Below are 24,526 nucleotides of genomic sequence, written 5' to 3' on the forward strand. Positions count from 1 at the left end.
GTGAGGCACAGCGACGTGCGGGAGGAGGGGGCGAGCGCCCAGGCCGACGGGGACATACCCGGCGACGGGGCGAGCGCTCCCGGCACGGTGCCCCCACAGAGGGGCGGCTCCAGGTCGGCCCGCCGGGGCGGCGCCCGTCCCACCAGGCCGCGCCGCCGGCGCGTGCTGCGCTGGGTCTCCTCCGTGCTGTCCCTGCTCATACTCGGGACCGCGGCGGCCGGCTACCTCTACTACCGGCACCTCAACGGCAGCATCCAGACGGACGCGCTGAACCTCGGTGAGAACAAGCTGGGCGGTTCCAAGCCCAACGCCTTCGGGCAGACCCCGCTGAACATCCTGCTCATCGGCTCCGACGCGCGCAACGACGCGGAGAACCAGGCCCTCGGCGGGGCCACGGAGACCTTCGACGGGCCGCCGCTCGCGGACGTCCAGATGCTGCTGCACCTGTCCGCGGACCGCAGCAACATGTCCGTGATCTCGATGCCGCGCGACACGATGCTGATGATGCCCAAGTGCACCGAGCCGGGCGGCAAGGTGCACCCCGCCAGCAAGGGGCTCGTCCAGACGAACGAGTCGATCCAGCGCGGCGGGCCGGGCTGCACCGTCGCCGCGTGGAGCGAGCTGACGAAGATCCCCATCGATCACTTCATGATGATCGACTTCAAGGGCGTGGTCCGGATGGCGGACGCCATCGGCGGCGTCCCGGTCTGCGTCGAGCAGAACGTGCACTCCCGCACGCGGGACGGCAAGGGCTCCGGCCTGAAGCTGCCGAAGGGCACCAGCGTCATCCAGGGCGAAACCGCCCTGCAGTGGCTGCGCACCCGCTACGGCTTCGAGGACGGCACCGACATCGGCCGCACCCACGCCCAGCACCAGTACATGAACTCGATGGCCCGCGAGTTCCGCAAGAACGCCAAGCTCAGCAACCCGGTCAAGCTCAACAGCCTGGCCCAGGCGGCGATCGAGGCCATGGTCGTGGACACCGGCCTGAACAAGATCGACAAGCTGTTCGACCTCAGCATGGAGCTCAAGAAGGTCCCGCCGGGCCGCATCACCATGACCACCATGCCGTGGGTCTACAGCACCAAGCCCGGCCTGGACGGGCGGGTCGAGCCCAAGGCGGGCGAAGCCGAGGACCTGTTCCGGATGGTCCGCGAGGACATCGCGCTCGACGGCCAGGGCTCGGGCTCCCCGGCCGCCTCCGCGTCCCCGGCCACCCCGTCCGCGCCCGCCCAGCAGCCGAGCCCCGCCGCCACCGCGGCGGCCACGGCCGCACCGCCCGCGAAGATCGCGGTCACCGTCCGCAATTCGACCGGCGGCAAGGACGGCACCGAGGCCAAGGTCAAGGGCCGGGCGAGCGAGGTCGCGGCCCTGCTCACCGGCAAGGGCTTCACTAAGGTCGTCGCCGACACCCAGACGGGTGCGGAGGACACCTCGGTGATCCGCTACGCCACCGACGCCCAGGCGGCCGACGCGGCCGCCGTGGCCACCGCCCTCGGCCTGCCCGCCGCCTCCGTGCAGAAGTCCGACCAGGTCGCCGGCATCGTCGTGTTCGTCGGCAAGGACTGGCGGTCCGGCGGCAGCCCGGCCGCGCCGGCGCCCGCCCCGACCAAGGCGCCGGACTCCGCGCACGCGCTCAACGGCGACAACGACCAGGCCTGCATGCCGATCCAGCCCGGCTTCACCTGGTAGCGCGCACACGAGAGGGGCCCGGCGCGGGAACTGCGGTCGTACGCAGTTCCCGCGCCGGGCCCCTTCGTACGTCTCAGGCCTGCGGGACGCCGGGCAGCACGGCCGGGCGGCGGCTCGCGATGAGCTTGTTCGCCAGGGCGCGCGGGCTGGTCAGGAAGCCGAAGCCCCAGGACAGGTGCATGGTCGCCAGGGCCAGGGGGATCTGCGCCCGGGCCTTCGGCGGCAGCCCCTTGCCGGCCGGGACGGAGCCCACGGCGATCGCCGCGAGGTAGCCGGCCGGGACTGCGAAGCCGAGCGGGCTGACGGTCACGCCCACGACCACGCCCGCGGCGATCGCGCAGACGAGGGTCGGCGGGGCCAGGTAGCGCATGTTGATGGAGCCCGAGTGGTAGCGGGCCACCACGTGCCGCCACCGGCCGTAGTCCTTGTACTGCTTGGCCAGGGCCTTGACGGAGCGTCGCGGGCGGTACTGGACCTTCAGCTCGGGCGAGAACCAGATCAGCCCGCCGGCTTCGCGGATGCGGAAGTTCAGCTCCCAGTCCTGGGCGCGGATGAACTCCTCGTTGTAGCCGCCCTGCTGTTCCAGCGCCTCACGGCGGAAGACGCCGAGGTAGACGGTCTCGGCCGGGCCGGCCTGGCCTCCGGTGTGGAAGGGGGCGTTGCCGACGCCGATCTTCGAGGTCATCGCGGCGGCGACGGCCTCCTCCCAGGCGTTCTGGCCTTCGGCGTGCATGATCCCGCCGACGTTCTGCGCACCGGTCTCCTCCAGGAGGCGGACGGCGGTGGCGATGTAGTTCGGGGAGAGCATGCCGTGGCCGTCGACGCGTACCACGATCGGGTGACGCGAGGCCTTGATGGCGGCGTTGAGCGCCGCCGGGGTCCGGCCGGTGGGATTCGGGACGGTGTGGACTCGGGGATCCTCGGCGACGAGTTCGGCGGCGATCTCGTCGGTGCGGTCCGTGGACGGCCCGAGTGCGATCACCACCTCCATCTCGCCCGCATACTCCTGTTCCAGGATGTGGCGGACGGACTCACGGAGGTAGTGCTCCTCATTGAGCACCGGCATGATCACCGAGACTGCGGGCTGCTGGGCGGGCATGTGGTCCTTCAAGGTCGGGTATCGGTGTCACGTTACCGCGTACGGGGGAACCGGGTGCGCGCCGAGTGATCGGTAAGGACAGCTGCTGATCGTATGGGCCTACTGTTCTGTCGAATCAGCGGGCTGAGTGCACAAGACCCGGCCCGGCAGTGACCGGTATCCCTGCTGCCCCGCGGAGGTGTCCGCCGTGCCCCAGCCGCACCGACCCACCCGTCCCGCCCGGCCGCCCGAGCCGCCGCGCGCACGGCGCGGCGGCGGTGGCGGGCGGGCCCGGCGCCGGGAGGGCCGGCCCCGGTGGGGGGTGCGGCTGGCTGCCGGGCTGTCGGTGGCGGTGCTGGGCTCCGGAGCCGTCGGGCACGCCGTGATGACCGGTCTGGACACCGGGATCGAGCGGGTGGACCCGTTCAAGGACATGAAGAACCGCCCGCAGGCCGGACACGGCATCAACTTCCTGCTGGTGGGCACCGACGGCCGGGACAAGATCAGCCCCGAGGAGAAGCGCGAGTACCGCCTGGGCGGGGCGCCGTGCCACTGCACGGACACGATCATGCTGGTGCACCTGTCGGCGGACAAGGAGCGGGCGAGCGTCGTCAGCCTGCCCCGCGACAGCTACGCCGAGGTGCCCGCGCACCGCGACCAGGTCACCGGCAAGGCGCACAAGGCTCACCCGGTTCGGCTGAACGCGGCGTACGCGGAGGGCGGTCCCAACCTCACCGTGCGGACGGTCGAGAACATGACCCGCGTGAAGATCGACCACTACCTGGAGGTCGACTTCACCAGCTTCATGAAGACGGTCGACGCGATGGGCGGGGTGGAGATCTGCACCGCCAAGACCATGCGCGACCCCAACACCGGCCTCGACCTGCTGCCCGGCACCCACCGGCTGACCGGCGGCCAGGCCCTGCAGTACGTACGCTCGCGCCACGTCGACGGCGCCTCCGACCTCGGCCGGATGCAGCGCCAGCAGCGGTTCATCGCCGCCCTCATCAAGCAGGCGACCGGCGGCGGGGTGCTGCTGAACCCCGTCAAGTTCAAGGAACTCAGTTCCACCCTGCTGGGGTCGGTGCGCGCCGACAAGGGCTTCGGCTCGGAGCAGATGCTGGCGCTCGGGCAGGCGATGCGGGACTTCACCCCCTCCTCCTCCGAGTTCGCCTCGGTGCCCATCGGCAGCCCCTCCTTCCAGGTGAAGGGCATCGGCTCCACCGTGAAATGGGACGAGCCGAAGGCGGCCAAGCTCTTCGAGGCACTGCGCGAGGACCGGCCGCTGGCCCCGGCCCGGCCCGGGAAGGCCGCCGCCGGCCGGCCCGCGGCGGTGCCGGTGGACGTGCCGCCGCCGCAGGTCCGGGTCCAGGTGGAGAACGGGACGCGGATCGACGGGCTGGGCGGGCGCGTCGACAGCGCACTGCGCGCCACCGGCTTCGACACCACGGGGACACCGGGCAACGGCGCCGGCCGCGACGTCAAGCGCACGGTGATCACGTACGACCCCCGCTGGGACCGCTCGGCGCGGTCGGTGGCGACCGCGCTGCCCGGCAGTGAGCTGCGGGCGGTCGCGGGGCAGGGCCGGACGGTCACGGTGATCGCCGGCGCCGACTACCGCAAGGTGGTGCCGGTCCGCGCGGAGGACCCGTACCAGGGTGCCTTCGGGGTGGTCAGCGGCGACCAGGTGGTCTGCGGCAACTGAGCGCCCGTACGGGCTCTTGGGCCGTGCGGGCTGCCCCGCGCGGGCCGTCTCAGTCGTCGAAGCCCTGGGCGGCGCGCTCCTCGCGCAGGGCCATGATGGCCTGGCGGCGGGCGAGCCGGTGGGTGCGGCGGATCTGGGCCTCCTGGTAGCGCCGCTCGTCCTGCTCCGTCTCGGGGAGCACGGGCGGGACCTGTCGGGGCTTGCCGTCGGCGTCCACGGCCGCGAAGACGAGGTAGGCGCTGCCGACCTGGGTGGCGGGGGTGGACTCGTTCCACCGCTCGGCGAGGACGCGCACGCCGATCTCCATGGAGGAGCGGCCGGTCCAGTTGCACTGGGCCTTCACGTGGACGAGGTCGCCCACGCGCACGGGTGCGAGGAAGGCCATCTCGTCCATGGAGGCGGTGACCGCCGGACCGCCGGAGTGACGGCCCGCCACGGCGCCCGCGGCGTCGTCGACCAGCTTCATGATGACGCCACCGTGCACCGTGCCCAGGAGGTTGGTGTCGTTGGCGGTCATGATGTGGCTGAGGGTCGTCCGGGAGGCGGCGGTCGGCTTCCCGGGCAGCTCGCCCGGTATCTGTGTCATACGGACACCTTAGGCGGTGTCCTGCGGGTCAGGGCCGGGCCCGGCCCTGACCCGCAGGACACCCCCTCTATGGGTCGTGGAGGCATCAGCTCTGCAACAGCACAGGTACGGAACCTCCCCCGGGCTGTCGGAGGCGCCGCTCCGGCATGCATCCTTGGGCGCATGAATGACTGGCCAGAAGGTCGTGACGACGCCTACGGACGCGGCAGCGCGCGTCCGCAGCCCGAAGGTGTGCAGCGGATGCGGCACATCCAGCGGCAGCCCCAGCAGCCGCCGCGGCCCCCGCAGCCCGGGCAGCCGCCGCGGCCGCAGCGCCCGGCGGGACCCGTGCCCACGCCCGGCGTCCCCCCGCAGCAGGCGGGCGGCCACGACACGTACGGCGGTTACGACAGCGGCTACAACACCGGCCAGGTGTACGGCTCGCCCGCCGGCGGCGCCCCGGGCCGGCCGGGAGGTCCCGGCGGGCCGTCGGGCCCCGACGGGCCGGGCCGGGCGCCCGGCCCGGCCCCGGACTGGCGCAAGCGCATCAAGGTCGGCTCGATCGTGCTGGTCTCCGCGCTGCTCGTGACGTCCGTCTCCACCTACTTCTGGGCCGACTCCAAGGTGCGCCGCGAGGTGGACCTCTCCAAGGTCATCGAACGGCCGAAGGAGGGCGACTGCACGACGTACCTGATCGTGGGCTCGGACAGCCGTGAGGGCATGTCCGACGAGGAGAAGAAGAAGCTCCACACGGGCTCGGCCGAGGGCAAGCGGACCGACTCGATGATGATCCTGGCGAAGTGCTCCAGCGGGAACACCATGATCTCGCTGCCGCGCGACTCGGACGTGGAGATCCCCTCCTTCGTCGGCTCCCAGTCCGGCAAGAAGTTCACCGGCACGGGGCGGCGGGTCAAGCTCAACGCGGCGTACGCGGAGGACGGCCCCGAGCTGCTGGTGCGCACGGTCGAGCACAACACGGGCCTGCGCATCGACCACTACGCGGAGATCGGCTTCGCCGGCTTCGCGAACATCGTGGACGCGCTGGGCGGTGTGGAGCTCGACATCGAGGAGGGCTTCAAGGACGAGAAGTCGGGCGCCGACTTCAAGGCGGGCAAGCAGACGCTGAACGGCGAGCAGTCGCTGGCCTTCGTACGGACCCGCTACGCCTTCGCCGAGTCGGACCTCCAGCGGACGAAGAACCAGCAGAAGTTCCTGTCGGCGCTGGCCAACCAGGCGGCGACCCCGTCGACGATCCTCAACCCGTTCGCGCTCTACCCGATGCTGGGCGCGGGCCTGGACACCCTGATCGTGGACAAGGACATGGGCCTGTACGACATGGGCCAGATGTTCTTCGCGATGAAGGGCGTCAACGGAGGTGACGGCGTGTCGATGAACATGCCGATCTCCGGGCAGCGCGGCGGCAACCTCGTCTGGGACAAGGCGAAGGTGCAGCAGCTGGTGAAGCAGATCCAGAACGACGAGAAGGTCACCGTCCGCGGGAACTGACGTGGGGCCGGGGCCTTGCGGGCCCCGGCCGTACGCGCTCCCCGGAGCGGGATCAGGCGTCCGGGGAGAAGCGGATGGCGGCGGCGGGCAGTTCCGCCTCGCACCACACCCGGGCGCCGGCCCGCAGTTCGTTGTCGGCGCCCACGACGGCGCCGTCGCCGACGACGGTGCCGTCCAGCACGGTCCGCGCGCCCACGGCGGCGCGGGCGCCGATGAGGCTCGCGTTGACCTGGGCGTCGGGGCCGATGACGGCGCCGTCGAGCACGATGGAGCCCTGGACGACCGCTCCGGCCTCGACGCGTGCGCCGGCGCCCACGACGGTGCCGCCCGACAGCTTGGCCCCGGCCGCCACCTCGGCGCCGGGCAGGACCAGGGACTCGCCCCGGCGGCCGGGTACGGCCGGGGAGGGGACGACCCCGCGGACGAGGTCGGCGGAGGCCTGGATGATGGATTCGGGCTTGCCGAGGTCCATCCAGTAGGTGTTCTCGGTGACTCCGTGGAGCTTGGCCCCGGAGGCGAGCAGGCCCGGGAAGGTCTCGCGCTCGACGGAGACGGGGCGGCCGGCCGGGATGGAGTCGATGACGCTGCGGCGGAAGACGTAGCAGCCGGCGTTGATCTGGTCGGTGATGATCTCTTCGGGCGTCTGCGGCTTCTCGGTGAAGGCGAGCACCCGCCCGTCGGGGTCGGTGGGGACGAGGCCGAAGGCGCGCGGGTCCTCGACCCGCACCAGGTGCAGGGAGACGTCGGCGTCGGCCGCCCGGTGGGCCTCGACGAGGCCGGCGATGTCCAGGCCGGTGAGGATGTCGCCGTTGAAGACGAGGACGGAGGAGTCGGGGCCGCCGGTCAGGCGCTGCCCGGCGTTGCGGATGGCTCCGCCCGTGCCGAGGGGCTCGTCCTCGACCACGTATTCGAGGCTGAGGCCGAAGTCGGAACCGTCACCGAAGTAGGGCTCGAAGACCTCGGCGAGGTAGCAGGTCGCCATGACGATGTGCGTGACACCGGCGGCGGCGGCCCTGGCTATCTGGTGGGCGAGGAACGGGACGCCCGCCGTGGGGACCATGGGCTTGGGCGTGTTCACCGTCACGGGACGCAGCCGCGTCCCCTGTCCGCCGACCAGCAGGATCGCTTCCGTCATTGCGTTCTCCCCAACCGATTACGGCGTACGAAGGTCCAAATTTAGCCCATCCGGGGGCGCCCCAAGGCCGATGCCGGATGTGTCGACCGGCGCGCGCACCGTACGGGCGCGGCGGTCGGTATGTCATGAAATGACCGGGTGTTCGCGCCGTCAGGAGGCGAACGGATCGGTGTGGCCGGGGAGTTGCTGCCCGGGCCGCAGGAAGCCCGGCCGGCCCGAACCGTCCCGTACCGGTACGAACCCGGCGGCGGTGAGCCGGCCGGTGATCTGCTGTCGGCGGATCTCGCCCAGCTTGTACGCGCCGGTCAGGAACGCCGCGAGCACACCGCCGCCGACGAGCGCGACGAGCGGTTTCCCGGAGACGAGCAGGACGAGGGCCAGGACCGCGCACATGCCGTAGCCGAGCACCTTGCGGGGCGTGTCCGCGGCGTGGGAGGACAGGACGTCGAACATGATCCGGTCCTTGGTCCGGGCGACCGCGTCCCCCGCCTCGGGCAGGGGCCGCAACGTCCCCTTCCGCATCCCGGGAACGGCGCCGCCGTTTCCGGCCGCGGGGTACGCGGCGACGGTGGCCGCCTCGCGGGTCCGGGCCCGGGGGCTCGGGTCGCGGTACATCCGGGCCAGGACGAGCGTCTTCTTGTGCCCGGTCCGGATCGACTGCCCGTACTCGAAGCCGTAGTGCTCGGCCACGTGGACCAGGGCGGCCATGCGTCCCACGGCGGAGCCGGGGCCGATCTCGACGACGTCCTGACGGGCGATCTGCCGGAGCAGTCCCGATATCTCGCGTTCCACGGACACTTTCCCCGCCCCGCCCCCAAGCACCGGGCACCGGGCACCGGGGCCAGGCGCCGACCACTGATCGGCGCACAGCCTAGTGGTACCCGGACGACCCCCGGCCACGGCCGGAGGTCGTCCTGGTGCGCGGGTCGCCCCCTCGCGGCTACGGCAGGTTGCGGGCCATGACGATCCGCTGGACCTGGTTCGTGCCCTCGTAGATCTGGGTGATCTTGGCGTCGCGCATCATGCGCTCCACCGGGTAGTCACGGGTGTAGCCGTAGCCGCCGAGGAGCTGGACGGCGTCCGTGGTGACCTCCATGGCCACGTCGGAGGCGAAGCACTTGGCCGCGGCGCCGAAGAAGGTCAGGTCGCTGTCGACGCGCTCGGACTTGGCGGCGGCCGAGTAGGTCAGCTGGCGGGCGGCTTCGATCTTCATGGCCATGTCCGCGAGCATGAACTGCACGCCCTGGAAGTCGCCGATCGGCTTGCCGAACTGCTTGCGCTCCTGGACGTAGCCCTTGGCGTAGTCCAGGGCGCCCTGCGCGATGCCGAGCGCCTGGGCGGCGATCGTGATGCGGGTGTGGTCGAGGGTCTTCATCGCGGTGGCGAAGCCGGTGCCCTCGGCGCCGATCATGCGGTCGGCCGGGATCCGGACGTTGTCGAGGTAGACCTCGCGCGTCGGGGAGCCCTTGATGCCGAGCTTCTTCTCCGGGGCGCCGAAGGACACGCCCTCGTCGCTCTTCTCCACGACGAAGGCGCTGATGCCCTTGGAGCGCTTCTCCGGGGCGGTGACGGCCATGACCGTGTAGTACTCGGAGACGCCCGCGTTGGTGATCCAGCGCTTGACGCCGTTGAGCACCCAGAAGTCCCCGTCGCGCACGGCGCGGGTCTTCATGCCGGCGGCGTCGGAGCCCGCGTCCGGCTCGGAGAGCGCGTAGGAGAACATCGCGTCGCCCTTGGCGAGCGGGCCGAGGTACTTGGCCTTGAGCTCCTCGGAGCCGGAGAGGATCACCGGGAGGGAGCCGAGCTTGTTCACGGCCGGGATCAGGGAGGAGGAGGCGCAGACGCGGGCCACTTCCTCGATCACGATCACGGTGGCCAGGGCGTCCGCGCCCGCGCCGCCGTAGGTCTCGGGCACGTGGACGGCGTGCAGGTCGTTGGCGACCAGCGCGTCGAGGGCCTCCTGCGGGAAGCGGGACTCCTCGTCGACGGCGGCTGCGAACGGCAGGATCTTCGCCTCGGCGAGCGAGCGGACCGACTCGCGGAGCATGTCGTGCTCCTCGGCCGGGCGGTACAGGTCGAAGTCGGCAGAACCCGCCAAGATCTCTCACTCCCCAGGGTGACACGCGATACGTGATGCTAACTACCGTTAAGTAACCCAAGCTTAGTGTCCCGGTCACGGATGGCGATATGGACGAGCCACGTGAGCTGCATGACAGAGACGGTGCTGCAGGGGCGCTCCTGGAGACCGTCCCCGCCGGTGGGCCCGACTATGCTCAGTGGCCGCAAACGGCCCCGCACCTCTGGAGCACCCATGGCCCCCCTCAGGATCACTGTGATCGGAACCGGCTACCTCGGCGCGACCCACGCCGCGGCGATGGCCGAGCTGGGCTTCGAGGTGCTCGGTCTGGACGTGGTGCCGGAGAAGATCGAGATGCTGGCCGCGGGCCGGGTGCCGATGTACGAGCCCGGGCTGGAGGAACTGCTGGCCAAGCACGTGGCCGGGCTGCCGGGCTCGACCGGGCGGCTGCGGTTCACGACCTCCTACGAGGAGGTCGGCGCCTTCGGCGACGTCCACTTCGTCTGCGTGAACACCCCGCAGAAGCACGGCGAGTACGCGTGCGACATGTCCTACGTCGACGCCGCGATGTCCTCGCTGGCCCCGCACCTGACGCGGCCGGTGCTGGTCGTCGGCAAGTCCACGGTGCCGGTGGGCTCGGCGCAGCGGCTGGCGGAGAAGCTGGCGGAGCTGGCCCCGGCGGGCGGGGACGTGGAGCTGGCCTGGAACCCGGAGTTCCTGCGGGAGGGCTTCGCGGTGCAGGACACCCTGCACCCCGACCGGATCGTGATCGGCGTCCAGGGCGAGCGCGGCGAGAAGCTGCTGCGCGAGGTGTACGAGACCCCCATGTCCGAGGGGTCCCCGCTGGTCGTCACGGACTTCCCGACCTCCGAGCTGGTCAAGACCGCCGCCAACTCCTTCCTCGCCACCAAGATCTCCTTCATCAACGCGATGGCGGAGGTGTGCGAGGCCGCCGGCGGCGACGTGGTCAAGCTGGCTGAGGCCATCGGCTACGACGAGCGGATCGGCGCGAAGTTCCTGCGGGCCGGGATCGGCTTCGGCGGCGGCTGCCTGCCGAAGGACATCCGGGCCTTCATGGCGCGCGCGGGCGAGCTGGGCGCGGACCAGGCGCTGACGTTCCTGCGCGAGGTCGACTCCATCAACATGCGTCGGCGCGGTCACATGGTCGAGCTGGCCCGCGAGGCCGTGGGCGGGTCCTTCCTCGGCAAGCGGGTCGCCGTGCTCGGCGCCACCTTCAAGCCGGACTCGGACGACGTCCGCGACTCCCCCGCGCTGAACGTGGCCGGTCAGATCCACCTGCAGGGCGGTCAGGTCACCGTCTACGACCCCAAGGGCATGGACAACGCCCGGCAGGTCTTCCCGACCCTCGGGTACGCGGACTCCGCGCTCGCGGCGGCCCGCGGCGCGGAGGTGGTCCTCCACCTCACCGAGTGGCGCGAGTTCCGCGACCTCGACCCGGCGGAGCTCGCCTCCGTCGTGACCGACCGGCTCGTGCTGGACGGCCGCAACGCGCTGGATCCGGTGCGGTGGCGTGCCGCCGGCTGGACGTACCGGGCGATGGGGCGGCCCCGGGCCTGACCCCCTTCGGGGTTGCCCGGCCGACTGCCCGGTGCGGGCGCGCCCGGCGCGGGCGCACGGCGGGTGCGGCGCCGTAGCGGGGGCGCTGCCCCCGGACCCCCTCGCCTCAAACGCCGGCGGGGCTTGCCTTGCGGCGGGCGGTGAATTCCGCGTCCCGGATCACGCGCTGGGCGTTGCCCCAGGTCAGCAGGGCGAGGTCCGATTCGGGCCAGCCGCGGTCCAGGAGTTCCGCGATCAGCCGCGGGTAGCCCGAGGGGTCGGTCAGGCCGGAAGGGCGCACGACCGGCGGCTCGGCGCCGAAGGCCGCGCCGAGTCCGACGCCCTCCGGGCCCGCGACCGCCCGGACGTGGTCCAGGTGGTCCGCGACCGCGTGCAGGGAGTCCCCGGTGCGCGCGCTGTCGAAGGTGACCATCACCAGGCCGTTCGCCTCGCGCACCGCGAGGAGCACCTCGTCGGGCACGTTCCCCGGATGCGGGTTCAGCGCGGCGGCCGCCGTGTTCGAGATGATCACCGGGGCCTTCGAGGCGCCCGCGAGCCGGCGGGCGGCCGCCGGTTCGCAGCCCGTCAGGTCCAGGAGGATCGCCAGCCGGTTCGCCTCGTGCACCACCTCGTGGCCGAAGGCCGTCAGTGTCTCCTGCGCCCAGGGCGCTCCGGCGGGCGCGAGGATCCGTACGCCCAGCGCGTGGAAGGCGCGCAGCGCGCCCAGCGAACCGGCCAGAGCCCGGCCCGGCACGGGGCCGAGGAAGGAGGCGATCCGGCCGCGGTTGCGGGCGTCCGCCATGTCGTCGGCGCTGAGTGCGAGGCGGAGGCTGTCGGGGTAGCGGCGTACCAGGGTCAGCGCCGCGTCGATCTGTTCCAGGGTGTCGGAGACCACCTGGTCGCCGGCCTCGTCCTCGCCCGCCCGGCCCTGAGGCGGCACGAGCAGGGACCAGAACTGGGCCCCCACTCCGCCGGCGCGCAGGCGCGGGATGTCGGTGTCGACGCCCGCGTCGGGGGTCTCGATGTCGTGGTACGGGCTCTGGCGCAGGGTCCAGACCAGCGTGTTGCACCCGTCGGCGACGGGGTGGACGGACAGCAGCGCGGCGGCCCTGTCGAGGGCGCTCGCCTTCGTCTCGGGTCCGGCGGGGACCGGGAGGTCCTCGGCCCCGACGCCCACGGAGTGGGGTTCATCCTGCAGGTCGGCCATGGCATTCGCTCCGGTCTCGGCGGCAGCAGGGAGATGCAGCCACCGTGACACGCGGGGCGGCGCGGACGCCCGGCGGGTGGGGCGTTCGGGTGATCCGCAGGTCACACCCGGTCACCACACCCACCGGACCGTCGCCCTCCCGGCGGCTAGATCACCGCGTTCGACGGGCCCCGGGTCGCCGACAGCTCGCGCGCCACCGCTTCCGCGTCACGCAGCGCGCGTACCGCGTTGGACCAGGTCAGCTTGGCCAGATCGGCCCTGGACCAGCCGCGTGCGAGGAGCTCCGCGACCAGGTTCGGGTAGCCGGCCACGTCGTCCAGCCCGGACGGGGTGAAGGCCGTGCCGTCGTAGTCGCCGCCGATGCCGATGTGGTCGACCCCGGCGACCTCCCGCATGTGGTCCAGGTGGTCGGCCACGGTGGCGGCGGTGGCCACCGGCCGGGGGCTCGCCTCCTCGAACGCCCGGTGCAGGGCCATCGCCTCGGGGGTGGTGTCGAGGTGGTGGAAGCCGTGCGCCCGCAGGTTCTCGTCCGCCGCCAGGGTCCACTCGACGGCCGCCGGGAGGATGAACTTCGGCACGAAGGTGGCCATCGCCACCCCTCCGTTGGCCGGCAGCAGCGCCAGCACGTCGTCGGGGATGTTGCGCGGGTGGTCGCAGACCGCCCGCGCCGAGGAGTGCGAGAAGACCACCGGCGCGACCGACACGGCGAGGGCGTCGCGCATCGTCGTCGCGGCGACGTGCGAGAGGTCCACCAGCATGCCGACGCGGTTCATCTCGCGGACGACCTCGCGGCCGAAGCCGGTCAGACCGCCGTGCCGGGGCTCGTCGGTCGCCGAGTCCGCCCAGTCGATGTTGTCGTTGTGCGTGAGCGTCATGTACCGCACGCCCAGCCGGTGCAGGGCGCGCAGCGTGGCGAGCGAGTTGTTGATGGAGTGGCCGCCCTCGGCGCCCATCAGCGAGGCGATCCGGCCGGCGGCGCGGGCCTCCTCCATGTCGTCCGCCGTCAGCGCCCGCACGAGGTCGCCGGGGTAACGGTCGATCAGCTGGGCGACGGCGTCGATCTGCTCCAGGGTGGCGCTGACCGCCTCGTCGCCCGCGTAGTCCGAGCGCACGTACACCGACCAGAACTGCGCCCCGACACCCCCGGCGCGCAGCCGGGGGATGTCGGTGTGCAGGTGGGCGGACTGGTCGCCCGCGATGTCCCGTTGCGCCAGGTCGTAGCGCACCTGCTGGCGCAGCGCCCAGGGCAGGTCGTTGTGACCGTCCACGACGGGGTGCTCGGCCAGCAGCTCGCGCGCCTCCGCCAGACGCTGCGCCGCGCTCACTTGCCGAACCCGAAGGACTCCGCGTTCGCGACCTTGGTGCGCAGCCGCTTGCCCTTCTCGGTGGCCTGGTCGTTGAGCTCCTGCTGGAACTCGCGCATCCGGGCCAGCAGCTCCGTGTCGTGCGCGGCCAGCATCCGTACGGCCAGCAGACCGGCGTTGCGCGCCCCGGCGACCGAGACGGTGGCGACGGGAACGCCCGCCGGCATCTGGACGATCGACAGCAGGGAGTCCATGCCGTCGAGGTACTTCAGCGGCACGGGCACGCCGATGACCGGCAGCGGGGTGACCGAGGCGAGCATGCCGGGCAGGTGGGCGGCCCCGCCCGCGCCCGCGATGATCGCCTTCAGGCCGCGGCCGGCGGCCCGCTCCCCGTACTCGATCATCTCGCGCGGCATCCGGTGGGCGGAGACGACGTCGACCTCGTAGGGGATCTCGAACTCGTCGAGGGCCTGGGCGGCGGCCTCCATCACGGGCCAGTCCGAGTCGGACCCCATGACGATGCCGATGACAGGACCTGCGGCGGTGGTGCTCATTGCGTGACCGTTCCTCTGAGGTAGTCGGCAGCGTGGCGTGCGCGCTCCAGCACATCGTCCAGGTCGTCGCCGTAGGTGTTGACGTGGCCGACCTTGCGACCGTGTTTCACGTCCTTGCCGTACATGTGGATCTTCAGCTGGGGGTCGTGGGCCATGCAGTGCAGGTAGGCCGCGTACATGTCGGGGTAGTCCCCGCCCAGCACGTTCGCCATGACCGTCCACCTGGCGCGGGGGCGCGGGTCGCCCAGCGGGAGGTCCAGGACCGCGCGCACGTGGTTGGCGAACTGGGAGGTCACGGCCCCGTCCTGGGTCCAGTGGCCGCTGTTGTGCGGACGCATCGCCAGTTCGTTGACCAGGATCCGGCCGTCGGTGGTCTCGAACAGCTCCACGGCCAGGTGGCCGGTCACGCCCAGTTCCTGCGCGATGCGCAGGGCGAGGGCCTGGGCCTCGCCGGCCAGCTCCTCGGAGAGGTCGGGGGCGGGAGCGATCACCGTGTCGCAGACCCCGTCCACCTGGCGGGACTCGACGACGGGGTAGGCGACCGCCTGCCCGTGCGGGGAGCGGACGATGTTCGCCGCGAGTTCGCGGACGAAGTCCACCTTCTCCTCGGCGAGGACCGGGACGCCCGCCTTGAACGGGGCCTCGGCGTCCTGCGGGGTGCGGACGAACCACACCCCCTTGCCGTCGTAGCCGCCGCGCACGGTCTTGAGGATGACGGGGAACCCGCCCACCTCGTCCGCGAAGGCGGCCACGTCGTCCGGATCGCTCACGATCCGGTGGCGGGGGCTGGGCGCGCCGATCTCGTCGAGCTTGGCGCGCATCACCCCCTTGTCCTGGGCGTGTACCAAAGCGTCGGGCCCCGGGCGGACGGGGATGCCGTCCGCTTCCAGGGCCCGCAGGTGCTCCGTGGGTACATGCTCGTGGTCGAAGGTGATCACGTCACAGCCGCGCGCGAAGGCACGCAGCGTCTCCAGGTCGCGATAGTCGCCGATGACGACATCGCTCACGACCTGGGCCGCCGAGTCCTGTGGTGTGTCACTGAGGAGCTTGAATCTGATGCCGAGGGGGATACCCGCCTCGTGGGTCATGCGGGCGAGCTGACCGCCGCCGACCATGCCGACTACCGGGAACGTCACTCCTCCAGGGTATCCGCCGGTATTCCGCCATCCGGACCTGACCCTGGCCCGATCCCCCGGTGTGCCGTGCGTCGCAGGGTGCCGGAAGGCACAGACGGAGCACTGGGGGGAGACTTAGCATGGGCGGGTTGACGGAGAACACGGACGCCCCGTGACGGGGCGGTGACCGACAGGACTGGCCTACTGATGACCACGCAGGGCGGATCTGTCCTCGAACGCGTACGCGGCCTCGTGCGAGAGGTCGCCAAGTTCGGGGCGGTCGGCGGCCTGGGCGTCCTGGTCAACCTGGGAGTCTTCAACCTGATCCGTCACACCACCGATCTCCAGGTGGTCCGCGCCAGCGTGACGGCCACGATCGTGGCCATCGCCACGAACTACCTCGGCTTCCGCTACTTCGCCTACCGGGACCGCGCCCAGAGCGGCCGCACCCGCGAGATGGCCCTCTTCGCCGCCTTCAGCGCCATCGGCCTGGTCATCGAGAACGGCGTGCTCTACACCGCGACCTACGGCTTCGGCTGGGACGGGCCGGTCGCGAGCAACGTCTTCAAGTTCATCGGCATCGGCACGGCCACCGTCTTCCGCTTCTGGTCGTACCGGACCTGGGTCTTCAAGGCCCTGCCGCCGGTCGCCCCGCCCGCGGCCGCCGAACCGCTGCCCGAGCCGGCGCCGCGGCCCAGGCCGGAGCGCCGGCCCGATCCGCGGCCGGAGCCGGAGCCCGCGAACAACTAGCGGGACCCCCTAGCGGACGGTCTTCTCCGGCTCTGCCGGTTGCGGGGCCGTGCGGCTCAGGAACAGCGCGAACACCGGCGGCTGCGTCTGGAGCAGCTCCAGGCGGCCGCCGTCCGCCTCCGCGAGGTCCCGGGCGACCGCGAGGCCGATCCCGGTGGAGTTGCGGCCGCTGATGGCCCGCTCGAAGATCCGGTTGCCGAGGTCCGGCGGGACGCCCGGTCCCTCGTCCGTGACCTCCAGCACCGCCTGGTTGCCGATGACCCTGGTGCGCAGGGCGACGGTGCCGCCGCCGTGCATCAGGGCGTTCTCCACCAGGGTGGCCAGCACCTGGGAGACCGCGCCGGGGGTGCCGACGGCCCGTACGCCCTGCTTCCCGGAGCGCACGATGGCCCGGCCGGCGCTGCGGTAGGCCGGCCGCCACTCCTCCACCTGCTGTTTGACGACTTCGTCGAGGTCGAAGGGGACGGCGGAGCCCGTACGCGGGTCCCGCGAGTTCGTGAGCAGCCGCTGCACGACGTCCGTGAGCCGCTCCACCTGGGTCAGGGCGATCGTCGCCTCTTCCCGTACGGTCTCCAGGTCGTCGGTGACCGTGATCTCCTCCAGGCGCATCGACAGCGCCGTGAGCGGGGTGCGCAGCTGGTGGGAGGCGTCGGCGGCGAGGCGCCGCTCGGCGGTGAGCATCCGGCCGATGCGTTCGGCGCTGGAGTCCAGCACGTCGGCGACCCGGTCCAGCTCGGGAACCCCGTACCGCTTGTGCCGGGGCCGCGGGTCGCCCGAGCCGAGCCGCTCGGCGGTCTCGGCGAGGTCGGTGAGCGGGGAGGCCAGCCGGTTCGCCTGCCGTACGGCGAGCAGTACGGCGGCCACGACGGCCAGCAGGGCCACCGCTCCGACCACGGCCAGGGTCCGTACGACCTCCCTGGTCACGGTGGAGCGGGCCTCCTCCACGACGACGATCTCGCCCTGCTCGCCCCGCGCGGTGCCGCGTACGACGCTGTCGGGGATCGACGCGCCGACCTCGACGGCCGGCTGCCCGGGGATCGTGATCCGGGCGTAGTGGCCGGCGTCGAGCTGTTCGGCGAGGGCGACGGGGTCGGTCGGCTTCTTCTCCAGGACGTTCGCCTCGACGACGCTCACCAGCCGCAGCGCCTCGGACTCGACCCGGTCCTGGGCGCTGCTGGTGATGGTCCGGGTCTCCACGATGACGAGGGAGACCCCGAAGACGGCGATCACGACGAGCACCACGGCGAGCGTGGACTGGATGAGGCGGCGGCGCATGGGCTGGAACTAGCTCTTCTCGAAGCGGAAGCCGACGCCTCGGACGGTGGCGATGTAGCGGGGGTTGGCGGCGTCGTCGCCCAGCTTCTTGCGCAGCCAGGAGATGTGCATGTCGAGGGTCTTGGTGGACGACCACCAGGTGGTGTCCCAGACCTCGCGCATGAGCTGGTCGCGGGTGACGACCCGGCCCGCGTCGCGCACCAGGACGCGCAGCAGGTCGAATTCCTTGGCGGTGAGCTGGAGCTCCTCCTCGCCCATCCAGGCGCGGTGCGACTCGACGTCGATGCGGACGCCGTGGGTGGCGGGGGGCTGGGCGGCCTCGTTGGCGCCGCGCCGCAGCAGGGCCCGGACCCGGGCCAGGAGTTCGGCCAGCCGGAAGGGCTTGGTCACGTAGTCGTCGGCGCCCGCGTCCAGGCCGACGACCGTGTCGACCTCGTCCGCGCGGGCGGTGAGGACCAGGATCGGGAAGCCGTGGCCCTCGGCGCGCAGCCGGCGGGCCACTTCGAGGCCGTCCATGCCCGGCAGGCCCAGGTCCAGGACGACGAGGTCGACGCCGCCCTGGAGTCCCGCGTCCAGGGCGGTGGGGCCGTCCTCCCGGACCTCGACCTCGTACCCCTCCCGGCGCAGGGCGCGGGCCAGGGGCTCCGAGATGGATGCGTCGTCCTCGGCGAGCAGTACACGCGTCATGTGGGTGATGGTAGTCCGAGGCGACTGCATCGAGAGGCCTGCCGGCAGACCCCTTCCGATCTGGCTTTATGGACTACTAAGCGCCTTCGAATATGGTCGAACGGTTCCCGACTCGCCTTGTGATCCATCTCTCAAGTCCTTTCATATGCCGCAGTGTCGTGTCGTATGGTGGCGAGACGCCTGATGCAATACCTCAGGGACCTTTGTGCCGAAAAACAGCGCATAGGTCTCTATTTCTGTCCGGAACCGGACGGGCAGTCTTATCGAGGACTGACCCGGTCGGCCTTGACGACAGTGAATGACCTGTTGGCCGGGCCCCTCGCGTGATGGTGCGCGGGTGGGCGTGGATCCCGGTTACGGATGTCCCTTCACCCCCGATACGACGGGGGCGAGCCCCCGGGCGTGGGGTGGGAGGTCCGTCCGCCGGTGCCGGCCACCCCCCACCGGGCGCGGATGAGCTCACGAAGCCGAAGCGTCCCGAGCAAGCAAGGATCGACCATGGCTTCCAGCCTGACGACGGCCTCACCGAGCCCCGCTCACGAGAAGACCGTCCTCGGCCACCCGATCGGCCTGGCCACGCTGTTCATGACCGAGATGTGGGAGCGCTTCTCCTACTACGGCATGCGTGCGCTTCTCGTTCTGTACTTGGTCTCCGGCGGCGTCGACGCCGCGACCGGGAGCCAGGGCGGTGGCCTCGGCTTCACCGCGGCGACGGCCACGGCGATCTACTCCGTCTACGTGGCCATGGTCTACCTCATGGCCATGCCCGGCGGCTGGTTCGGCGACCGTGTCTGGGGCGCCCGCAAGACGGTCGCCATCGCCAGCTTCGTCATCATGGCGGGTCACGTGGCGCTGGCCGTCCCCGGCCAGCTCGCGTTCTTCGTCGGTCTGCTGCTGGTCGCGGTCGGCTCCGGTCTGCTGAAGGCCAACATCTCCACGATGGTCGGCCACCTGTACAAGGACGCGGACGACCCGCGCCGTGACAGTGGCTTCACGATCTTCTACATCGGCATCAACGTGGGTGCCCTCCTCGCCCCGATCGGCATCGGCATGGTCGGCGAGCTCGTGAACTGGCACCTGGGCTTCGCGCTCGCCGCCGTCGGCATGGGCATCGGCCTGGCCGTCTTCCTGCTCGCGGGCCGCACGCTGAGCCCGAAGAGCAGCCTGGTCCCGAACCCGCTGAGCGCCGCCGAGCGCAAGGCCGTGATCACCAAGGCCCTCGCGGTCCTGGCCGTCGTCGCCGTCTTCTACGGCGCCGTCGTCGCCGCGGACATGTTCACCATCAAGTGGGCGCTGTACCCGATCACGATCGCCGGTCTGATCATCCCGGTCGCCGTCCTGACCCGCATCAAGCGGGACAAGGACCTCACCCCGGGCGAGCAGACCCGGATGAGCGCCTACATCTGGTTCTTCGTGGCCGCCGCCGTCTTCTGGATGATCTACGACCAGGGCGGTTCGACCCTCTCGCTGTTCGGTGACAAGAACTCCGAGCGCGCCCTGCTCGGCTGGGAAGTCCCGACCACCATCTTCCAGTCGCTGAACCCGCTCTTCGTGGTGGCCCTGGCCCCGGTCTTCGCGGCCGCCTGGGTGGCGCTGGCCCGCCGCAACCGCGAGCCCAGCACCATCGTGAAGTTCTCGGTGGCCCTGATCATCGTCGGCGCCTCGTTCTTCGTCTTCGCCGTCCCGCTGAGCCAGACCGCCGGCAACGACACCAAGGTCACCATGTGGTGGCTGGTGCTCATCTTCCTGATGCACACCGTCGCCGAGCTGTGCCTCTCCCCGGTCGGCCTGTCGGTCACCACGAAGATGGCGCCGCAGAAGTACGGCTCCCAGATGATGGGCGTCTGGTTCCTGGCCGTCACCGCCGGTGACTGCATCACCGGTCTGCTCGGCCTCGCCGAGGTTCAGCTGAACGGTGTCGGCGTGATCCTCTTCCAGGCGTTCGCCGCCGTGCTCGCCGGTGTCGCGATCTTCATGTACCGCAAGAAGGTCAACGCGCTGATGGGCGGCATGAACTGACCCGTCCCGCTCCGGCGGGGAGACGGCCCGGCACACCTCGCGGTGTGCCGGGCCGTTTCCGTGTCAGCGGGTGCCGCGCAGGCGGCGCCACGGGGTGAAGGTGAACACCGCGCCGCCGAGCAGGATCACCGTGCCGGCGACGAGGGCGAGGGCCTTGATGCCGCCCTCGTCCTGCGCGCCGGTCTCGGCGAGGCCGCCCGAGGTGGTGCTGCCGCTGGCGCTGGTCGAGGAGCCGGAGCCGCCCGGCTGGGCGGTGGTGTCCAGTTCCAGCGAGACGCCACTGCTCGTCGCCTTGCAGGGGACGTTGATCGGCGTGGAGCCGGGGGCCATCGTGACGTCGATCGTCAGCTGGTCCGGGCTGAGCGTCACCTTGCCGGACTTGCCGGGCTTGTAGGTGCCGGTCATGTCGCTGAGGCTGACCGGGGCCTTGTCCGGGATCGGCTCGGCGTTGGCCGGGCCGGAGACCTTGACCGTGCCGCTGTCCGCCCCGCCGAGCTTCACGTCCATCGAGGGCTTGAGGGCTCCCGCGGGCAGCGCCATGGGCGCCGCCATGGCGCCCTTGGCGGTCTTGACGGTGAGGTCGTAGCTGCCGCCGTTCTTCTTGGCGTTGATCGTGACCGGGGTCTTGATGCCGCCCGGGACGACCGCGCCGCAGTCGAAGGACACCTCGACCGCCTTGCCCGGGAAGTCGGTCTGGCCGCCCCCGCCGCCGCTGCCGCCCGAGGCGGTGGAACCGCCCGTGGTGGAACCGCCCGTGGTGGAACCGCCGGTCGTGGAGCCGCCCGTCGTCGTGCCACCGGTCGTCGTACCGCCCGTGGTACCGCCGCTTGAGCCGCCCGACACGTCGATGACGGCCCCGCCCTTGACCTCGCCGACCGGCGCGCACTTGGTGACGAAGGTGCCGAAGGGGAAGGAGACGGCGACGTCGTACTTGCCGGGGGTGAGGCTGATCCTGCCGGCCTTGGTGAGCTTCAGCTTGCCCTTCATCGTGGACATCTGCATGGGGGCCTTCTTGGGGATCGGCGGGTTCTTCTTCTCCCCGACGACCTTCAGCTCCCCGCCCCCGCCGCCGACGGTGATCCAGCCGGTGGGCTGGACGGAGTCCTGCGGGATGTCCATCAGGTCCGTGTTGTTCGAGGCCGGCTTGACCGTCTCCCAGGACACGTCGACCTCGTCGCCGACCTTGGCCGTGGCCGGCGCGGTGACCTTGGCGGTGGTCTCGCCCTCCACCGGGGATCCGCCGCCGGCCGGCGGCACGCACTTGACCTTGAACGTGGCCTCGGCGGCCTGGGCTGCAGGAGCCGTGATGGCGAGGCCCGCGCCGCCGAGCAGCAGCGCGACCAGGGCCGCGCTCACCCTCCGTCGGTTCTTCACGATGGTCCCTTCGTCGTCGAACGGTTCTCAGACGGTGCGGACGTCTGTGGTGCTGTCTCCGGCGCGCTGTCCGGGGTGAACCACGGCAGGACCGCCGTGGTGGTCTCAGGGGGCTCCGCCGGCCGTTCGGCGCGGGCCGGCGCGGCCGGGCGCGCGGCGGGGAACCTGGGCAGCCGGGCCGTCACGGCGGCCGCGGCCTCCGCGGTCCGCATGCCGCGGTGGCGTCCGGCTGCGTGCCCGGTGCGCGGCCGGACCTTGTCGACGACGGCCATGCCGGTACGGAAGACCGCGGCCGGGATCACCAGGAGGAGCAGGCCCCAGAACAGCAGGACCCCGTACGGGCGGGCCACGCCCCAGGGCTGGGTGGCCACGACGGTCTCGCCGTACTTGAGGGAGATCGTGTAGTCGCCGTGTGCGCCCGCGGGGAGGGTGACGTCGAGCGCGACCTCCGCCTTGCCGCCCGGCGGGATGGTCCCCTTCCAGCGGGCCTCCTCCCACAGCGGGGCGAACACGCCGTGGGCGGTGCCGAGCTGGAAGACGGGGTCCTTGACGGGGGCCGTGCCGAGGTTGCCGACGGTGACCTTGAACTTCCGGCCGGGCGGGGCGCCGAACCAGGTCAGCACCCCGTCGTCCCCTTCGAGCCGGACGCCGGTGAGCATCGCGAGGCGGCCGGTGCCGGACTCGGCGGGCAGTTCGGCCACCGGATGGTCGGTGATCTTCAGGGGGGCCGCGACGGTGGACTGGTCTCCGTTGACGGAGGTGACGTTGACGATGCAGGGGCAGGGCTTCGGCGGTGCCACCACGGGCAGCCGGGCCGCGAAGCGACCGTCCTCGGCGACGGAGACGGCCGCGCCGTCGGCGTTGGCGCAGCTGTTGGTGCCGCCGATCATGTTCTGCCCGCACACCAGCAGCATCACCAGGGTCTTGGGTCGCCAGCCGGTGCCCGTGACGGTGAGTTCGGTGCCCTTGGCGGCCTCCTGGAGGGAGAGCGCGACGGTGGGTTTGCCCTCGTCCGCGGCGGACGGGACCGCGGGCAGGAGTGCGAGGGCGCACGCCGCCAGGGCCACCAGGAGGGACCGGACGGCGCCGCCGAACCCGCCGCCGGCCCTGTCACCGGTCCTGCCGTCGACCTTGCCGTCGACCATGGCGCTCACCTGGAGGCTCCCGTCAGTTCGTGTTCCGGTGCTGGGGTCGTCGCTCCGTGCTTCCCGGACGGTCCGCCCGGCGCCCCGCCGTCCGCCGGCCGCCGCCACGGGCTCCGGCGGCGTACGAGGAACAGCGCGGCCGACGCGGTCCCGCCGAGGACGAGCAGCCCGAGGCCCGTCCAGCCGGCCGCCCGCCACGGCACGAACCAGGCGGAGGCGGCCGCCCCGGCCCGGGCCCCGCCGGGGGCGGTCACGGTGACGCTGACGCGGACCCGGTCGAAGACCGGGGCGCCGGGCCAGGGTTCGGTCAGCTCGACCCGCTGGCCGGGGAGCAGTTCGACCGGAACGGCGCGCGGGCCCCGGCCCGGGACCTCGCCGAAGAGGCCGTCGGCGCGGATGTCCAGTTCGGGCGCGAGGGCGACGTTGCCGCGGTTGACCAGGGTGTAGGCGACGACCGCGGCCGCGCCCCGGCCCCGTACGGCGACGTCCTCGACGGTGAGGGCGGCCAGGGTGGGGCCGCTGACCCGCAGGTGGACCCGTACGCCCACCTCCCGGCCGGCTTCGGCGGCGATCACGGCGGCGGGGTGGTCGCCGGGTGGGGACGCGGGGGGCACGGTGACGGTGAAGGGGACCACCGCGCGGGTGCGGGGCGGGATCCTCACGGTGGCTCCGGCGCCGAAGCCGAACCAGGAACCGGCGCCGCCGGGAGCGCCGGAAGCGGCCGGGCGGGCCGCGAGGGCGCCGTCGGCGGTGTTGTAGGCATCGGCCCCGCGCAGGGTGACGGTGCGCTCCTGATCGGTGGTGTTGGTCAGGGCGAGGCGGTCCTCCAGCACGGCGGCGGGGGCGCCCTCCAGGTAGAAGTACGGGCGGGCGCCGCCGGGCCGGGCCGCGGCCGTTCCGGCGGCGGGTTCGGCGGTCCAGCCCGGTCCGTCGGCGGCCGCGGGGGGCGCGGGGGCCGTGTGCAGCGCGGCCGTGGCCAGCAGGACCAGGAGGAGGCGGCGGGCGTCGCGCCTGAGCGTGTGGAGCACGGGCATGGCCGGGGGCGCTCCGTTCAGGACCGGGCCCGCCGGCCGCGCCGGGTCAGCCAGAGCACGCCGGCCGCGCCGGTGAGCAGCACGGTGCCGCCGAGGGTGCCGAGGGCGAGGGCGGAGTCGGTGGGTCCGGTCTGCGGGAGGGTGTCGGGCGGTGCGTCGCCGCCGGGCTGCGCGCCGGCCCCGCCGGCTCCTCCGGCCGCGGTGACGTCCAGTTCCAGCGAGGGCCCCGGGTTGTTGCCGGGGGTGCAGGTGGTCGTGGTGCCCATCGCCTTGATGGTGAGCACGCCCGCGGTGAAGGTGACCTTGCCGCTCTTCTTGGGCGTGTAGGTGCCCGAGAGATCGGTGATCTTGATGGGGGTGTCGGGCGGCACGGCCTCGGGGTTGGACGGGCCGGAGACCGGTACGGACACCTTCTCGGCGCCGCCGACCACGATGACGGCGCCGGGGCTCATGGCGCCCTTGCCGAGCTCGATGGGGCTGGAGGAGACGCCCTTCTGGAAGGACATCGTCAGCTTGTAGCCGTCGCCCTCCTTGACGGCCTTGATGTCGATGGGCGACACGGCCGACTTGTCCCCGATCGGGGTCTTGCAGTCGTAGGCCACGTCGACGACCGCGGCGTGGGCCGTGGGGGCGGCGAGCAGTACCGCCGATCCGGCCAGCGCGGAGGCCAGCGCGAGCGCGGTGGAGCGTTTGCGGTCGGACACCTTCGTCTTCCCCTCGGGCCACAAATAGCTGACGACACATCAG

21 protein-coding genes are annotated in these 24,526 nt (G+C 72.0%); 6 read left to right on the forward strand and 15 right to left on the reverse strand.

What is annotated here, in order from left to right; genetic code table 11:
- Positions 1 to 1,692, forward strand: coding sequence for an LCP family protein (locus tag IG86_RS0119005; RefSeq protein WP_234316134.1), 1,692 nt, complete (start codon positions 1 to 3; stop codon positions 1,690 to 1,692).
- Positions 1,693 to 1,765: 73 nt separating this feature from the next.
- Here the strand turns inward: IG86_RS0119005 and IG86_RS0119010 are convergent, their stop codons facing one another.
- Positions 1,766 to 2,791, reverse strand: a complete 1,026-nt coding sequence (locus tag IG86_RS0119010) for a glycosyltransferase family 2 protein (RefSeq protein WP_030827711.1) — start codon at positions 2,789 to 2,791, stop codon at positions 1,766 to 1,768.
- 187 nt (positions 2,792 to 2,978) lie between these two features.
- Here IG86_RS0119010 and IG86_RS0119015 point away from each other — a divergent pair, with 187 nt between their 5' ends.
- On the forward strand, positions 2,979 to 4,475 hold the full coding sequence (locus tag IG86_RS0119015) for an LCP family protein (protein WP_435867159.1): 1,497 nt from the start codon (positions 2,979 to 2,981) through the stop codon (positions 4,473 to 4,475).
- A 49-nt stretch (positions 4,476 to 4,524) separates the two neighbouring features.
- Here the strand turns inward: IG86_RS0119015 and IG86_RS0119020 are convergent, their stop codons facing one another.
- The gene (locus IG86_RS0119020) at positions 4,525 to 5,061 is read right to left on the reverse strand and encodes an acyl-CoA thioesterase (protein WP_030659854.1); all 537 of its coding nucleotides are present in this window, start codon (positions 5,059 to 5,061) and stop codon (positions 4,525 to 4,527) included.
- Positions 5,062 to 5,223: 162 nt separating this feature from the next.
- Between IG86_RS0119020 and IG86_RS0119025 the strand changes: the two genes are divergently transcribed.
- Positions 5,224 to 6,546, forward strand: a complete 1,323-nt coding sequence (locus tag IG86_RS0119025) for an LCP family protein (RefSeq protein WP_078848360.1) — start codon at positions 5,224 to 5,226, stop codon at positions 6,544 to 6,546.
- 52 nt (positions 6,547 to 6,598) lie between these two features.
- Here the strand turns inward: IG86_RS0119025 and manB are convergent, their stop codons facing one another.
- The 3 genes from manB to IG86_RS0119040 form a co-directional block, all read right to left on the reverse strand.
- Positions 6,599 to 7,681, reverse strand: coding sequence for a mannose-1-phosphate guanylyltransferase (manB, locus tag IG86_RS0119030; protein WP_030898205.1), 1,083 nt, complete (start codon positions 7,679 to 7,681; stop codon positions 6,599 to 6,601).
- A gap of 150 nt (positions 7,682 to 7,831) precedes the next feature.
- Positions 7,832 to 8,473, reverse strand: coding sequence for a hypothetical protein (locus tag IG86_RS0119035; protein WP_051785273.1), 642 nt, complete (start codon positions 8,471 to 8,473; stop codon positions 7,832 to 7,834).
- Positions 8,474 to 8,621: 148 nt separating this feature from the next.
- Entirely contained in the window at positions 8,622 to 9,779 is a 1,158-nt protein-coding gene (locus tag IG86_RS0119040; RefSeq protein ID WP_030898207.1) for an acyl-CoA dehydrogenase family protein, read from the reverse strand.
- Between the two features lie 213 nt (positions 9,780 to 9,992).
- Here IG86_RS0119040 and IG86_RS0119045 point away from each other — a divergent pair, with 213 nt between their 5' ends.
- Positions 9,993 to 11,336 carry a UDP-glucose dehydrogenase family protein gene (locus tag IG86_RS0119045; RefSeq protein WP_030827695.1) on the forward strand — a complete coding sequence of 448 codons (1,344 nt, stop codon included), beginning with the start codon at positions 9,993 to 9,995 and terminating at the stop codon, positions 11,334 to 11,336.
- A 106-nt stretch (positions 11,337 to 11,442) separates the two neighbouring features.
- Here IG86_RS0119045 and IG86_RS0119050 read toward each other — a convergent pair whose 3' ends face one another.
- From IG86_RS0119050 to IG86_RS0119065, 4 genes are all read right to left on the reverse strand, one after another.
- Positions 11,443 to 12,522, reverse strand: coding sequence for a membrane dipeptidase (locus IG86_RS0119050; RefSeq protein ID WP_030827692.1), 1,080 nt, complete (start codon positions 12,520 to 12,522; stop codon positions 11,443 to 11,445).
- 146 nt (positions 12,523 to 12,668) lie between these two features.
- The gene (locus IG86_RS0119055; protein ID WP_030827689.1) at positions 12,669 to 13,847 is read right to left on the reverse strand and encodes a dipeptidase; all 1,179 of its coding nucleotides are present in this window, start codon (positions 13,845 to 13,847) and stop codon (positions 12,669 to 12,671) included.
- Positions 13,844 to 14,380 (reverse strand): 5-(carboxyamino)imidazole ribonucleotide mutase, encoded by a 537-nt coding sequence (gene purE / locus IG86_RS0119060; RefSeq protein WP_030659829.1) that lies wholly within the window; start codon positions 14,378 to 14,380, stop codon positions 13,844 to 13,846. The genes IG86_RS0119055 and purE overlap by 4 nt, the downstream gene beginning before the upstream one ends.
- Entirely contained in the window at positions 14,377 to 15,495 is a 1,119-nt protein-coding gene (locus IG86_RS0119065) for a 5-(carboxyamino)imidazole ribonucleotide synthase (RefSeq protein ID WP_030827686.1), read from the reverse strand. Before IG86_RS0119065 ends, purE begins: the two co-directional genes overlap by 4 nt.
- A 207-nt stretch (positions 15,496 to 15,702) precedes the next feature.
- Between IG86_RS0119065 and IG86_RS0119070 the strand changes: the two genes are divergently transcribed.
- The gene (locus IG86_RS0119070) at positions 15,703 to 16,245 is read left to right on the forward strand and encodes a GtrA family protein (RefSeq protein WP_030827683.1); all 543 of its coding nucleotides are present in this window, start codon (positions 15,703 to 15,705) and stop codon (positions 16,243 to 16,245) included.
- 9 nt (positions 16,246 to 16,254) lie between these two features.
- Here the strand turns inward: IG86_RS0119070 and IG86_RS0119075 are convergent, their stop codons facing one another.
- Positions 16,255 to 17,520 carry an ATP-binding protein gene (locus IG86_RS0119075; RefSeq protein ID WP_030827680.1) on the reverse strand — a complete coding sequence of 422 codons (1,266 nt, stop codon included), beginning with the start codon at positions 17,518 to 17,520 and terminating at the stop codon, positions 16,255 to 16,257.
- A 9-nt stretch (positions 17,521 to 17,529) separates the two neighbouring features.
- A complete protein-coding gene (locus IG86_RS0119080; RefSeq protein WP_030659823.1) occupies positions 17,530 to 18,207 on the reverse strand; it encodes a response regulator transcription factor in 678 nt (225 codons plus the stop codon).
- A 498-nt stretch (positions 18,208 to 18,705) separates the two neighbouring features.
- Between IG86_RS0119080 and IG86_RS0119085 the strand changes: the two genes are divergently transcribed.
- Positions 18,706 to 20,226 carry a peptide MFS transporter gene (locus IG86_RS0119085; RefSeq protein ID WP_030827677.1) on the forward strand — a complete coding sequence of 507 codons (1,521 nt, stop codon included), beginning with the start codon at positions 18,706 to 18,708 and terminating at the stop codon, positions 20,224 to 20,226.
- Positions 20,227 to 20,289: 63 nt separating this feature from the next.
- Here the strand turns inward: IG86_RS0119085 and IG86_RS43010 are convergent, their stop codons facing one another.
- The 4 genes from IG86_RS43010 to IG86_RS0119105 are packed head-to-tail and all read right to left on the reverse strand — an operon-like array spanning position 20,290 to position 24,483.
- On the reverse strand, positions 20,290 to 21,600 hold the full coding sequence (locus IG86_RS43010) for a hypothetical protein (RefSeq protein WP_157854849.1): 1,311 nt from the start codon (positions 21,598 to 21,600) through the stop codon (positions 20,290 to 20,292).
- Complete coding sequence (locus IG86_RS0119095) at positions 21,597 to 22,745, reverse strand: hypothetical protein (RefSeq protein ID WP_078848362.1); 1,149 nt, start codon at positions 22,743 to 22,745, stop codon at positions 21,597 to 21,599. Before IG86_RS0119095 ends, IG86_RS43010 begins: the two co-directional genes overlap by 4 nt.
- A 5-nt stretch (positions 22,746 to 22,750) precedes the next feature.
- Positions 22,751 to 23,779, reverse strand: coding sequence for a COG1470 family protein (locus tag IG86_RS0119100; protein WP_051785274.1), 1,029 nt, complete (start codon positions 23,777 to 23,779; stop codon positions 22,751 to 22,753).
- 17 nt (positions 23,780 to 23,796) lie between these two features.
- A complete protein-coding gene (locus tag IG86_RS0119105) occupies positions 23,797 to 24,483 on the reverse strand; it encodes an LPXTG cell wall anchor domain-containing protein (RefSeq protein WP_030898215.1) in 687 nt (228 codons plus the stop codon).
- Positions 24,484 to 24,526: the final 43 nt, after the last annotated feature.

The sequence above is a fragment of the Streptomyces virginiae genome (genome assembly GCF_000720455.1).
Classification (GTDB): Bacteria; Actinomycetota; Actinomycetes; order Streptomycetales; family Streptomycetaceae; genus Streptomyces; species Streptomyces virginiae.

What these genes read in the sequence shown, in the direction of transcription:
- IG86_RS0119010 (WP_030827711.1), bottom strand. Translation starts at nt 2,791, where the DNA reads ATGCCCGCCCAGCAGCCCGCAGTCTCGGTGATCATGCCGGTGCTCAAT.
- IG86_RS0119020 (WP_030659854.1), bottom strand. Translation starts at nt 5,061, where the DNA reads ATGACACAGATACCGGGCGAGCTGCCCGGGAAGCCGACCGCCGCCTCC.
- IG86_RS0119025 (WP_078848360.1), top strand. Translation starts at nt 5,224, where the DNA reads ATGAATGACTGGCCAGAAGGTCGTGACGACGCCTACGGACGCGGCAGC.
- manB (WP_030898205.1), bottom strand. Translation starts at nt 7,681, where the DNA reads ATGACGGAAGCGATCCTGCTGGTCGGCGGACAGGGGACGCGGCTGCGT.
- IG86_RS0119045 (WP_030827695.1), top strand. Translation starts at nt 9,993, where the DNA reads ATGGCCCCCCTCAGGATCACTGTGATCGGAACCGGCTACCTCGGCGCG.
- IG86_RS0119050 (WP_030827692.1), bottom strand. Translation starts at nt 12,522, where the DNA reads ATGGCCGACCTGCAGGATGAACCCCACTCCGTGGGCGTCGGGGCCGAG.
- purE (WP_030659829.1), bottom strand. Translation starts at nt 14,380, where the DNA reads ATGAGCACCACCGCCGCAGGTCCTGTCATCGGCATCGTCATGGGGTCC.
- IG86_RS0119065 (WP_030827686.1), bottom strand. Translation starts at nt 15,495, where the DNA reads ATGGTCGGCGGCGGTCAGCTCGCCCGCATGACCCACGAGGCGGGTATC.
- IG86_RS0119070 (WP_030827683.1), top strand. Translation starts at nt 15,703, where the DNA reads ATGACCACGCAGGGCGGATCTGTCCTCGAACGCGTACGCGGCCTCGTG.
- IG86_RS0119075 (WP_030827680.1), bottom strand. Translation starts at nt 17,520, where the DNA reads ATGCGCCGCCGCCTCATCCAGTCCACGCTCGCCGTGGTGCTCGTCGTG.
- IG86_RS0119080 (WP_030659823.1), bottom strand. Translation starts at nt 18,207, where the DNA reads ATGACGCGTGTACTGCTCGCCGAGGACGACGCATCCATCTCGGAGCCC.
- IG86_RS0119085 (WP_030827677.1), top strand. Translation starts at nt 18,706, where the DNA reads ATGGCTTCCAGCCTGACGACGGCCTCACCGAGCCCCGCTCACGAGAAG.
- IG86_RS0119095 (WP_078848362.1), bottom strand. Translation starts at nt 22,745, where the DNA reads ATGGTCGACGGCAAGGTCGACGGCAGGACCGGTGACAGGGCCGGCGGC.
- IG86_RS0119100 (WP_051785274.1), bottom strand. Translation starts at nt 23,779, where the DNA reads ATGCCCGTGCTCCACACGCTCAGGCGCGACGCCCGCCGCCTCCTCCTG.